General features: G+C 57.8%; 10 protein-coding genes, 4 tRNA genes and 1 pseudogene. 5 read left to right on the top strand and 10 right to left on the bottom strand.

Annotated features, from left to right (window positions below; translation table 11 throughout):
* Positions 1-9 precede the first annotated feature (9 nt).
* A complete protein-coding gene (locus ACA063_RS21890; RefSeq protein ID WP_162437989.1) occupies positions 10-417 on the top strand; it encodes a PA2817 family protein in 408 nt (135 codons plus the stop codon).
* Positions 418-578: 161 nt separating this feature from the next.
* Here ACA063_RS21890 and ACA063_RS21895 read toward each other — a convergent pair whose 3' ends face one another.
* Positions 579-1,565, bottom strand: coding sequence for a LysR family transcriptional regulator (locus ACA063_RS21895; RefSeq protein WP_497663352.1), 987 nt, complete (start codon positions 1,563-1,565; stop codon positions 579-581).
* Positions 1,566-1,653: 88 nt separating this feature from the next.
* On the opposite strand from ACA063_RS21895, the gene ACA063_RS21900 reads away from it, so the two are divergent.
* Positions 1,654-2,280, top strand: a complete 627-nt coding sequence (locus ACA063_RS21900) for an alanyl-tRNA editing protein (RefSeq protein WP_497663353.1) — start codon at positions 1,654-1,656, stop codon at positions 2,278-2,280.
* Between the two features lie 137 nt (positions 2,281-2,417).
* Positions 2,418-3,056, top strand: a complete 639-nt coding sequence (locus ACA063_RS21905; RefSeq protein WP_497663354.1) for a LysE family translocator — start codon at positions 2,418-2,420, stop codon at positions 3,054-3,056.
* 108 nt (positions 3,057-3,164) lie between these two features.
* Here the strand turns inward: ACA063_RS21905 and ACA063_RS21910 are convergent, their stop codons facing one another.
* The 5 genes from ACA063_RS21910 to ACA063_RS21930 form a co-directional block, all read right to left on the bottom strand.
* Positions 3,165-4,526: an MATE family efflux transporter gene (locus ACA063_RS21910; protein WP_497663355.1), complete on the bottom strand. Its 1,362-nt coding sequence runs from the start codon at positions 4,524-4,526 to the stop codon at positions 3,165-3,167.
* A 195-nt stretch (positions 4,527-4,721) separates the two neighbouring features.
* Positions 4,722-4,797, bottom strand: a tRNA-Gly gene (locus ACA063_RS21915).
* A 3-nt stretch (positions 4,798-4,800) separates the two neighbouring features.
* Positions 4,801-4,876: transfer RNA gene (locus tag ACA063_RS21920), tRNA-Glu, on the bottom strand.
* 104 nt (positions 4,877-4,980) lie between these two features.
* A tRNA-Gly gene (locus ACA063_RS21925) sits at positions 4,981-5,056 on the bottom strand.
* Between the two features lie 3 nt (positions 5,057-5,059).
* Positions 5,060-5,135, bottom strand: a tRNA-Glu gene (locus ACA063_RS21930).
* A 393-nt stretch (positions 5,136-5,528) separates the two neighbouring features.
* Here ACA063_RS21930 and ACA063_RS21935 point away from each other — a divergent pair.
* Complete coding sequence (locus ACA063_RS21935; protein WP_497663356.1) at positions 5,529-6,287, top strand: hypothetical protein; 759 nt, start codon at positions 5,529-5,531, stop codon at positions 6,285-6,287.
* Between the two features lie 73 nt (positions 6,288-6,360).
* Here the strand turns inward: ACA063_RS21935 and ACA063_RS21940 are convergent, their stop codons facing one another.
* The 3 genes and pseudogenes from ACA063_RS21940 to ACA063_RS21950 all read right to left on the bottom strand — a co-directional run bounded on the left by ACA063_RS21940 (position 6,361) and on the right by ACA063_RS21950 (position 9,452).
* Positions 6,361-7,074 carry a methyl-accepting chemotaxis protein gene (locus ACA063_RS21940; protein ID WP_442966326.1) on the bottom strand — a complete coding sequence of 238 codons (714 nt, stop codon included), beginning with the start codon at positions 7,072-7,074 and terminating at the stop codon, positions 6,361-6,363.
* Positions 7,060-8,325, bottom strand: a pseudogene (locus tag ACA063_RS21945) (methyl-accepting chemotaxis protein); the annotation flags it as partial. The pseudogene ACA063_RS21945 and the gene ACA063_RS21940, both read right to left, overlap by 15 nt.
* Positions 8,326-8,690: 365 nt before the next feature.
* Positions 8,691-9,452, bottom strand: a complete 762-nt coding sequence (locus tag ACA063_RS21950; RefSeq protein WP_497663357.1) for an SDR family oxidoreductase — start codon at positions 9,450-9,452, stop codon at positions 8,691-8,693.
* 236 nt (positions 9,453-9,688) lie between these two features.
* Here ACA063_RS21950 and ACA063_RS21955 point away from each other — a divergent pair, with 236 nt between their 5' ends.
* Positions 9,689-10,693 (top strand): NADP-dependent oxidoreductase, encoded by a 1,005-nt coding sequence (locus tag ACA063_RS21955; protein WP_497663358.1) that lies wholly within the window; start codon positions 9,689-9,691, stop codon positions 10,691-10,693.
* 89 nt (positions 10,694-10,782) lie between these two features.
* On the opposite strand, the gene pyrF is transcribed toward ACA063_RS21955, so the two are convergent.
* Complete coding sequence (gene pyrF / locus ACA063_RS21960) at positions 10,783-11,481, bottom strand: orotidine-5'-phosphate decarboxylase (protein WP_497666566.1); 699 nt, start codon at positions 11,479-11,481, stop codon at positions 10,783-10,785.
* Positions 11,482-11,515: the final 34 nt, after the last annotated feature.

Below are 11,515 nucleotides of genomic sequence, written 5' to 3' on the forward strand. Positions count from 1 at the left end.
ACTTATCTCGTGTCCAACATCGTTGCCGACCATCTCGTTTTGCTAGACCACTTGCGCAGCATCCTGGTCGCCGTGGGTGAGGCCGAGCAGGTACCCGAAGAAAGCCATGCCTTGTTCCTTGAGCGTTTCGACGAACTGCGTGCATTGCTGCCGGTCGATCCGATTGAAAGCCAATACCTGGGTCAGGACATCCTCTGCCAGGTCATCACCCGTTATCCGCAGATCGCCCACCTGGTCCCACGCGACCTGCTGTGGTATTTCGCCGGGGACTGCCTGCACTACATGCCCGATGATGAAATCGCCTTGTACCAGGCGCTGGAAGAACGCCGTTTCGAAGCCGAGCAGAACGATGAACCGTTCGACTGGAATCAGGAAAAGCAGCTGTTGGCGATGTCGAACGACGACAGCAAACACTGATCCACGGTCAGAAACGTAAAAGGCCCGCATGGTTGAACCTGCGGGCCTTTTTTTTGGAAGATCAAAAGATCGCAGCCTGCGGCAGCTCCTACAGTTTGAGTTGCGTACCCCCCTGTAGGAGCTGCCGCAGGCTGCGATCTTTTGATCTTTTAAATGGTTTATCAAAGCAACCCATCACTCTCGGGCAACTCATACGCGCCAAGTTCAGTGGCCTTTCCCGGCTTGCCCAGGGTCGGCTCTTTCTCCAGGCACTCCACCAGATAGTCGATAAACACCCGCAACTTCGGCGGCATGTAGCGCGTCGGCGAATGGAGCAGCCAGGCGCCACCGTGGTAAGACGCCAGGAACGTCCAGTCGGGCAGGACCTGCACGATCAAGCCCTGTTCCAGCGCATAACGCGCGGTGAAGTAAGGCAGGCTGCCAATCCCGATATGCTGCAACACCGCGCCCAATCGCACGCCGGTGTGATTGGCGGCGTAACGCCCACGCACACCCACCGTCACGGCTTTGGTGCCCATCTTGAATTTCCAGCGCGCATCGCTCGGGGTTTCTCCCAGATAGATGCAGCTGTGGTTAAGCAAGTCATGGGGATGAGTCGGCGTACCGTGCCCGGCCAGGTACTGCGGCGTCGCGCACAGCATGTGATCTATGGTCAGCAATTGGCGGCCGACCAGCCCGGCGGGCGGCCGATCGGTAATCCGGATAGCCAGGTCGACGTTATCGTCGATCAGATCCACCTGGCGGTCCTCCAGTAACAGCTCCACGTCTACCTTGGGATAACGACGCAAGAACTCCGGCATGTGTGGATGAATCACGAAGCGCCCTACCGCCTTGGGCACGCTGAAACGCACCAAACCTTCGGCTTCATCGGTGAACTGACCGCTGATTTCCATGACCGACTTGGCGGCGCTGACCATTTCCTGGCAACGCTTGAACACCTCCTCGCCCCCGTCACTCAAGCGCAACTTGCGCGTGGTGCGTTGCAACAGGCGGGTAGCCAGCGCCTTCTCCAGGCGCGAGATGCTGCGACTGACGGCCGAGGGCGACGAACCCAATTGGCGAGCCGCTTCGGAAAAGCTTCCAGTCTCGACAACCTTGACGAAAATCGCCATTTCACCGAGTAGCGGCAGGGGTAGATTTATGCTCACAGCGCAACAGTCCTTTGATGTTTGAACGGATTATCACGCAATTATCGGCTTCATATAATGAAAAACAGAATACTGACGGACATGGAATATGACGCTTCGCCTCTTTTTCCATAGTGATGACCTCAAAGCCAATGTAGAGGTCCTGGATTGCACGCCCCAAGAAAACGAATTCGCCGTGGTGCTAAGGGCCACGCTGTTTCATCCTCAAGGAGGCGGACAACCCTTTGATACTGGCTGGATCGGCGAGAGCCAGGTGCTGCGGGTGGTACAGGACCCGGACCGGATAATCCATTTCGTTGATCGACCCGTGCCCCTCGGCATGACGCAGATTCGAGTGGATGAGCAGCGCAGGCAATTCAATACCCGCATGCATTCCGCCGGCCATTTGATCGGCCACCTCGTCCAGTCCATGGGCTGGATGCCGATCAAGGCGCATCACTGGCCAGGCGAGGGACGCGTGCAATTTCGACCCGCCGAATCGGCACAGGAAATCGACGCTCAAACCGTACAGCATGGCATCGATCAATGGATCGCCCATGATTTGCCACGCCTGACATCGTTGCGCGAAGGATCCCGCGAGATCGGTTTTGGTGAACTCCCAGCCTACGGGTGCGGCGGCACCCACGTACGCAGCCTGAAGGATCTGGGCCGCGTCACGATCACCGCCGTCACGCAGAAAAAAGGCACGCTTTCAGTTCACTACAGCGTGGACTGAAGCTCAGCGCGATCGCCTCTGGAGCCCTCATCCCTGGCTCCCTGGACTCTCCGACAGATGGACCCAAGACATGATGCCGGACGTCGGGTGTTCGGCTACCGCGACATCGCCTCGCCCCTTACCTTTTGGAGTTGAAAATGCTGTCGAATTACCTGGGCGAGTTTCTTGCGCTGGCAACTATTCATTTTCTGGCGGTGGTCGCTCCCGGACCGGATTTTGCGGTCACCATCCGCCAGAGCGTGCGCTTTGGCCGACTCGTCGGAATCTGCACGGCACTCGGTATAGGCGCGGGCATCTCTGTTCATGTGCTCTATACCTTGCTCGGCGTCGGCGCCTTGATGCACACAACCCCCTGGTTGCTGACAGTCGCCAAGGTCGTGGGCGGGGCTTATATCTTGTACCTCGGTATCAGCCTCTTGCGCAGCAAACCCAAAACCCTGTTGGAGGGTGAGACGTCCGAAGACGAACCCGTGATCGAACAATCGCTGTTGAAAGCGTTCACCACAGGTTTTCTGACCAACGCCACCAACCCCAAGGCCACACTGTTTTTCCTGGCGATATTCACCACACTCATCAGTGCCACCACGCCATTGAACGTTCAGGCGCTTTACGGCGTCTGGATGTGCTTCGTCAACGCACTCTGGTTTGTCATCGTCGCGTTGTTTTTTTCGAGTAACCGGGTGCGCTTGCTGTTCATGCGCCTGGGGCATTGGTTCGAGCGCACGATGGGGGTGATTTTGATTTTGTTTGCGGGGCGATTGATTTTGTCGATGTAAAACTTTTTTAAGCAGCGCGTGAAGAAATACGCGTTCTTTTGAACATCCGAAAATGGTGGCTCGATACCTCGGTCAAGGCCCGACAACTTCATCTCGGGCCTATTCATTTCAGCCAAGCACTGCTGCCGGGCGCCGACTGCTATGAATAAAGCGCCAGCCCATCAGTACCGTCGCCAACGTAAGGGCAACAATCAATCCTGACCAGACACCTTCAGGCCCCCATCCCAAGCCAAACGCCAGCCCCGCCCCAAGCGGCAGGCCGACGCCCCAGTAGCAGAAAATCGCCAACCACATCGGCACTCTCGTGTCCTGCAATCCGCGCAGCGCCCCGGCCGAAAGCATCTGCAACCCATCTGGAAACTGCAATGCAGCGGTGTACAACAAGAGCGTTGATGCCAATGCGGTCACAGCGACGTCCCGGCTGTAGAGATTGGCGATGGCCTCATGCCCGAGCAACAGGACCACGACTGAGACGGATTGTGCGATCAAGATGATGACGCAACCCGCCCAGGCAGCCTGCCTGACCCCCTTGGCATCTCCACGTCCCAGCGCATGGCCGACCCGCACCGTCGTCGCTTCGGCTACAGCCACCGGAATCATGAAACACAACTGGGCCAGGTTGACCGCAATCTGATGCGCCGACAGATAAATTGAACCCAGCCGCCCGATCAGCAATGAAGTGACGATAAAGAGGCTGCCCTGCATCAGTATGGCGATGCCTATGGGCATGCCCGTTCTGAGCAGATTGCTGATTTGTGCGCGACAAGGAAGGTCGAAGCGGGCAAACAACTGCAAGTGTGCAAGACGTTTGCTATGCCAGAGGCAGAGTGCGAAAACGAGAGCTTGCAACCACATCATGGTTGCCGAAGCGATTCCCAGGCCTTGAGCGCCGAGATTGGGAAAACCCAGCTTGCCGTTGGCCAGGATGTAGCCTAAGGGCGCCAACACCAACAACCCACCGAAACCGAACAGCATGGTCGGCCGCATCCAGTGCATCCCCTCGCACAGATAGCGCATGCAAAAAAATAGGGTCAACGCCGGACTGCCCCAGCGCACCGCATACAAAAACGCCTGCGCTCCCGGAATCATTTCTTCTGCAATGCCGGCAGGCGAGAGCAACACGGGTGCCAAGCTGAGGAAGCCGAACATCAGGAGGCCCATGAGAAGCGCCAACCATAAGGCTTGCCGAAATATCGGCCCGATGTCCTCTGGACGACTCGCACCATGCAGCCGTGCCACGGTGGCCGTCAGCGCTATCAAGGTGCCGATCGGCACAAGCATCGGCAGCCATAACAATGCCGTTCCCAGCGTGACTGCCGCCAGCGTATCTGTACCGTGGTGGCCGGCAATGAGGTTATCCACGAGGGCTATCAGCCCGGCGCAGACGTGACCTACAACCAGAGGCAGGGCCAAGACTGCCGTTGCCCGGACCTCCGGGAACGAAATTGAGGACAGAAATTTCAATGGCATCAAAGGAACGACCTCATAGCGAACTCGCCGCAACGGCTGGTGGCTGATCGTTATGCCAGAACTTCCAGAATCTTGATGTCAGACCCTTCCGGTTTTCACTTTTTTCGCTGTAGGAACGGTCGAGCCGGAAGGAAGCACATAAAAAACGCGCAAACAAAAACGCCGCTCATTGCTGAGCGGCGTTTTTGTTAAATATGGAGCGGGAAACGAGACTCGAACTCGCGACCCCGACCTTGGCAAGGTCGTGCTCTACCAACTGAGCTATTCCCGCAAATGGCGTCCCCTAGGGGACTCGAACCCCTGTTACCGCCGTGAAAGGGCGGTGTCCTAGGCCACTAGACGAAGGGGACACGCTGCCCGGAACACATGGTGTGTGTTTCGGTGCCCAGATCCGCATCCTGAGATTTGGTTCTGGTTTCACTCAGCCCTGCCCGAAAGCAACGCTGTTTAAAATTGGAGCGGGAAACGAGACTCGAACTCGCGACCCCGACCTTGGCAAGGTCGTGCTCTACCAACTGAGCTATTCCCGCATATGGCGTCCCCTAGGGGACTCGAACCCCTGTTACCGCCGTGAAAGGGCGGTGTCCTAGGCCACTAGACGAAGGGGACACACGTACAACATTCACTCCCTACCGCGTTTCGCTGTGTGCTTTACGCTGTAAGTGGCGCGCATTCTATGGATGGATTGAGGGGTCGTCAACCCCCTGATATAAATTTATTTAAATCAATGACTTCGCCCAGCTTTGAGGCGCCAATCCAGGGTTTCCGCCGTCCGGTCTCTGGCGCCTATATTCTGACTCGCATCAAGGCGTTATAGTCGAGACACGTACCAGGTGATGGCAAGGTGACTCCATCCGCGCAACGCTTATATATGTCCGCAGACGGCCGATATAAGCAGAACACTGTCCGATTCATCCGGTCGTACAGCGCTATGCGGTCCAATGCCAAGCCACTACACTCGATCGCGAATCCCATAAAGAGGTCTTACCGTTGACGCCACTCATGATCACCCTGCTCGTCGTTGGCGGGATCGCACTGTTGATCGCCATTGGTTACATGAACAATGTGGTGGAAAACAACAAGCTGGAAAAGGCCCGCACCAAGGTTGAGCTCAACGATCGTCTGCGTCGCTGCGGCGAAATCACCGAGACATTCCCCGGTCAGTTGATGACGCCGGCACTCAAGCTGCTGTTGACCCGACTGGAACTGAATGTCTGCCAGCGCATGCTCAACCTGGAAAAATCCAATGCTGGCCTCAAGACGCGGATTGCCGAGCTGACGGCCCTTGTCGCCCAGGGCGAATCGATCCCGGTCAACAATCCGCCAGCACCGATCCAGACCGAAGCGAAAGCCAAAGATGTACGGTTCCTGCTCGAAGCCCTTCACGGTCAAATCACCCGCGCCTCCCAGGACGGGTTTTTGCCGACCAATGAAGCCAAACGCTGGATCCGTGAAGTTCGCCACATCCTGGTCCTGTTGCACATCGAGTTCTTCAACAACCTTGGCCAGCACTCCCTGCAACAGAATCAGCCGGGGCAGGCCCGCCTGGCGTTCGAACGCGGCGTGCAGTACTTGCGTAAACAGCAGGATCCGCAGGTGTATGCCGAGCAGCTTCAGTACCTGGAAAAGCTCCTGGCGCGTGCTAATGCACAGGTGATGGATAAAACCGCACCGGCTGAAGACGAAGTGAATCAATTGACTGAAGGCCTCAAGGATGTCGAGGCGGATGCGGACTGGAAGAAGAAAGTGATCTACGACTGATTCCACGCAAAACGAAAAGCCACCGGATCAGGTGGCTTTTTTGTTTCGACGCGGACCTGCCACCCAGCGGATATCAAAGCCTGAAGTGCCCCACCATTCCCTTCAATTCAACGCCCAACTGCGCCAGCTCGATACTCGACGCCGCATTCCCCTGCATCGCCAGGGAGGACTGATCCGCACTGGCGCGGATGCTCGTCACACTGCGATTGATCTCCTCGGCCACTGAACTCTGCTCCTCGGCCGCTGCTGCGATCTGCTGGTTCATCTGCTGGATCAACGACACCGCTGCCGCAATGCTGCCCAGCGCGCTCTCGGTCTGCAGCGCATCACTGACCGCCAGCTTCACTAACTCACCGCTGCTTTGAATCTGTTGCACCGAGGCCTGAGCCGCTGAACGCAAGGCGCTGACCAGACGCTCGATTTCCTCGGTGGATTGCTGGGTACGCTTGGCCAGCGCCCTGACTTCATCGGCAACGACCGCAAAGCCCCTGCCCTGTTCGCCCGCCCGAGCCGCTTCGATTGCCGCATTCAGGGCCAGCAAATTGGTTTGCTCAGCCACGCTTTTGATCACGCTGAGCACCGTACCGATGTTCTGGATCTCTGCGCTCAAACTTTCAATGCTGGAGCTGGCCGCTGTTGCGGAGTCCGCCAACTGTTCGATGCGCACCATGCTCTGACGCACCACCTGTTGACCGCTTTCAACCTTGCCATCGGCTGTCTGCGCCGCTTGGGCAGCCTCCTCCGCATTACGCGCGACATCGTGCACGGTAGCGGTCATCTGATTCATTGCCGTTGCGACCTGATCGGTTTCTTCCTTCTGGCTGCTGACTTCAAGGTTGGTCTGTTCAGTCCCCGCCGACAGCGACTGCGCCGAACTGGCCAACTGCTCGATACCCGCCTGCAAGCCACTGACGATGCTGCTAAGGCCCGCCCCCATCTGCTGCATGGCCTGCATCAATTGACCGATCTCGTCACGGCGAGTCACCTCGACCGTCGCACTCAGATCACCCGCCGCAATTTGCCGAGCAACAAGGATCACACTGCGCAACGGCGACACGATCAGACGGGTAATCACCCACGCGGCCATCAATCCGACCAGTAACGCCAAAGCGGACGACCCGATGATCAACAGCGAATTCTTTTTCAGTTCCGTCTGCATCGACTGATCTTCAGCGACATAAGCCTGATCCACCCGCTCCACGACCTCAGCCGCACGCTGGTGCAACTGCCCATACACCGTCTTTTCCTGAGCCAGCAGCCCCGTGTACTCAGCGAGCTTTTCACTGAAACCGCCGATGTGACCGGTCACTTCATTGAGCACGTTCTGATAGCCCTCATCCTTGACCGTGGCCTTAAGCTGTTCGGCCTGGACCAACGCCTGGTCGGCCTGTTCGATCTTGCCCTGGCCAGCGCTGTCATCGCCCTTGCGGCTAAGGTCCAGGCGCACTCGCGCCTCGTTCATGGCCTGCAACATCAAACGGGATACCTGACTGACCTGATTGGCTTGCTCGATAAACTGCGCGCCGTCCTTGCCCTCGGTTTCTTTCAATGTGTAAGCACCGTCATCAGCCAGGCCCGCTTGCAGCACATCAAGATTGTTGGCCACGCTGGACACCGACCAACTGGCCATTTCCAGCGACAGGTCCTTGGCCTGGCTGAGCGAGACAAACTCGTCAAAGGCTTTACGGTAAGCGCCCAGTGACTGCTCGACGTCATTCATCACCGGCACATTGTTCGCAGAGGCCGACTTGAGCTGCGTCGCCAACGCAATCAAGGCGTCCACACCTTCGTGCAGCGCATCGACGGTTTTCGGATTGGCATGCAAGGCAAAATCCTGCTCGAGCAACCGTACCTTGAGCAAGCCGCTGTTGAGTGTCGACATCTGCTTGAGGCCATCGAAGCGCTGGCTGATGGTCTGCAGGGACCACACACCGATAGCCGCAACCAACGCAGTCAATAACAGTACCAAGGCAAACCCGATACCCAGTTTTTTCGCCATACCGAGGTTGGCAAAACGTCCTTGCGCGGCCGAAATCATTGCTCTGAGTACCCTGACATAGTCGATTGACGCAGATTCGCAACGGGCCTGGATCCGCACAAGTCTCTGGCGTCGGAATAATGGCAAAAAGCTACAGGCTCGTCGTTTTCAGAACGCTTGAGGTCGATCCGGGTTGGTAGCCTGAGAAAGGTGCATAGACGCGTAATGCTGTTCACTTAAAAAATTTAGAGCTGAATTGAAACCCGTGGCGAGGGAGCTTGCTCCCGCTGGGCTGCGTAGCAGTCCCTCTTTTGGGGCCGCTTCGCGACCCAGCGGGAGCAAGCTCCCTCGCCACAGTTACAGTGCTGGATTAAGTGAACTGCATTGCGCACGAGCGCGGTTTTTTTGATACATGAAAGGTGTTTTTAGAACGCCGTAACGCCACCGTCCACTGCCAATGAATGCCCCGTGGTAAACGCTGCACCATCACTGCACAGGTACAGCACTGCGCTGGCGATTTCTTCGACTTTGCCGATGCGTCCGACCGGATGCATGGCGTTAGCAAACTCGCCCTTCTTCGGGTCCGCTTCGTAAGCGCGACGGAACATGTCGGTGTCAATGACCGCAGGACACACCGCGTTCACACGGATTTTTTTCTTGGCGTATTCGATGGCTGCCGACTTCGTCAGGCCGATCACCGCGTGTTTCGATGCCGCGTAGATACTCATCTTCGGCGCCGCTCCGAGACCTGCCACCGAAGCCGTGTTGACGATAGCGCCACCGCCCTGAGCCAGCAGCAACGGCAATTGGTACTTCATGCACAGCCAGACGCCCTTGACGTTGACGCCCATGATCGCGTCGAACTCGTCTACGGTGCCTTCAGCCAATTTGCCTTTCTCGATCTCGATCCCGGCGTTGTTGAAGGCGTAGTCGAGACGGCCGTAGGTGGTGATCACCTCGTCCATCAGATTCTTTACATCGCTTTCCAGGGTGACGTTACAGCGCACAAAGGTCGCGTCACCGCCTGCCGTACGAATGAGCGCCACCGTGCCTTCACCGCCCGCCGTGTCCAGGTCAGCCACCACCACCTTCAAGCCCTCTGCGGCAAACGCCTGGGCAGTCGCGCGGCCGATACCATTGGCTGCACCGGTCACAACGGCGACCTTGCCAGAAAACGTCATGCTCATTGTTATGTCCTCGAAGAGATGGATGCGGGGGATCGCGTGAGCCCAGTCTAGTCACAGGAGCTGACAGCACGGCAGCACTATCAAAAGGCCGGTTGGGCGACCATGAGTTGCAGTGATGGAACCATGCACACAATTATCACTGCTCTGGATCGAAGTGCATTCGCCGCATCAGCCAAACTTGCGGGAGTCGCCGCGAAGGTCTATCAACAAGGCTTCATTCATCTTGAGTGCCTGTCATGACTACCCAGACCAATCGCCAGTTCCTGCTCGCCAAACGTCCGGTGGGCCCGGCGACCCGCGAGACCTTCACCTTTCAGGAAGTACCGGTCGGCGAACCGGCTGCGGGTCAGATCCTGGTCAAGAACGAATACCTGTCCCTGGACCCGGCGATGCGTGGCTGGATGAACGAGGGCAAGTCCTACATCCCGCCGGTCGGTCTCGGCGAAGTGATGCGCGCATTGGGTGTGGGCAAGGTCATAGCGTCGAACAATCCAGGCTTTGATGTCGGTGACTACGTCAATGGCGCCCTGGGTGTGCAGGACTATTTCCTGGGCGAACCACGCGGTTTCTACAAGGTTGATCCAAAACTGGCCCCCCTGCCGCGCTATTTGTCAGCGCTGGGAATGACCGGCATGACGGCCTACTTTGCCTTGCTCGATGTAGGCGCCCCGAAGGAAGGCGACACCGTGGTGCTGTCCGGGGCTGCCGGCGCAGTGGGGAGCATTGCCGGGCAGATCGCCAAGATCAAGGGTTGCCGGGTGGTCGGGATCGCTGGCGGCGCCGACAAGTGCAAGTTCCTGATCGACGAATTGGGTTTTGACGGAGCCATCGACTACAAAAGCGAAGATGTTCAAGCCGGCCTCAAGCGCGAGTGCCCCAAAGGCGTCGACGTGTACTTCGATAACGTCGGTGGCGACATCCTTGATGCGGTTTTGAGCCGCCTGAACATGAAGGCACGGGTGGTTATTTGCGGCGCCATCAGTCAGTACAACAACAAGGAGGCCGTGAAAGGGCCGGCCAACTACCTGTCGTTACTGGTCAACCGAGCGCGAATGGAAGGCTTTGTGGTGATGGACTACGCCGCGCAGTTCGCCGCTGCCGGGCAGGAAATGGCCGGCTGGATGGCCAAAGGGCAACTCAAGAGCAAGGAAGACATTGTTGAAGGACTGGAGACGTTCCCGGAGACGCTGATGAAGTTGTTCAGCGGGGAGAATTTCGGGAAGTTGGTGTTGAAGGTTTAATTACAAAAGATCAAAAGATCGCAGCCTGCGGCAGCTCCTACACGAGATCGGATACACCCTGTAGGAGTTGTCGCAGCCTGCGATTTTTTTTAAGCCAGTTCGGCAACCACTGCAGCCAACGCCTTGGCCGGATCTTCGGCCTGGCTGATCGGACGGCCGATCACCAGGTAATCGGATCCGGCATCCAGCGCCTGACGCGGAGTCAGGATACGGCGCTGATCATCCTGGGCACTGCCTGCCGGACGAATCCCCGGGGTGACCAATTGCAGCGACGGGTGAGCCGATTTCAGTGCCTGGGCTTCCAGTGCCGAGCACACCAGACCGTCCATCCCGGCTTTCTCTGCCAGCGCGGCCAGGCGCAGTACCTGTTCCTGCGGCTCGATGTCCAGGCCGATGCCCGCCAGATCCTCACGCTCCATGCTGGTGAGCACGGTCACGCCGATCAACAGCGGCTTGGGGCCGGTGCGCTGATCGAGCACTTCACGGCAGGCAGCCATCATGCGCAGGCCGCCGGAGCAATGCACGTTGACCATCCAGACGCCCATTTCCGCAGCAGCCTTGACCGCCATGGCCGTGGTGTTCGGAATGTCGTGAAACTTGAGGTCCAGGAACACTTCGAACCCCTTGTCACGCAGGGTGCCGACAATTTCCGCGGCGCAGCTGGTGAACAGTTCCTTGCCGACTTTGACCCGGCACAGTTTCGGGTCCAACTGGTCGGCCAGCTTCAGTGCGGCGTCACGGGTGGGGAAATCCAGGGCGACGATGATAGGAGTCTGGCAGACGGACATGTGCGGGCTCTCAGGCAGGACGAAATCGGCGCGC

The organism is Pseudomonas sp. LBUM1643 (assembly GCF_059716215.1).

Coding starts and splice junctions, on each gene's coding strand:
- ACA063_RS21940 (WP_442966326.1), bottom strand. CDS start 7,074: ATGAATCAGATGACCGCTACCGTGCACGATGTCGCGCGTAATGCGGAG.
- ACA063_RS21905 (WP_497663354.1), top strand. CDS start 2,418: ATGCTGTCGAATTACCTGGGCGAGTTTCTTGCGCTGGCAACTATTCAT.
- pyrF (WP_497666566.1), bottom strand. CDS start 11,481: ATGTCCGTCTGCCAGACTCCTATCATCGTCGCCCTGGATTTCCCCACC.
- ACA063_RS21950 (WP_497663357.1), bottom strand. CDS start 9,452: ATGAGCATGACGTTTTCTGGCAAGGTCGCCGTTGTGACCGGTGCAGCC.
- ACA063_RS21900 (WP_497663353.1), top strand. CDS start 1,654: ATGACGCTTCGCCTCTTTTTCCATAGTGATGACCTCAAAGCCAATGTA.
- ACA063_RS21955 (WP_497663358.1), top strand. CDS start 9,689: ATGACTACCCAGACCAATCGCCAGTTCCTGCTCGCCAAACGTCCGGTG.
- ACA063_RS21935 (WP_497663356.1), top strand. CDS start 5,529: ATGATCACCCTGCTCGTCGTTGGCGGGATCGCACTGTTGATCGCCATT.
- ACA063_RS21910 (WP_497663355.1), bottom strand. CDS start 4,526: ATGCCATTGAAATTTCTGTCCTCAATTTCGTTCCCGGAGGTCCGGGCA.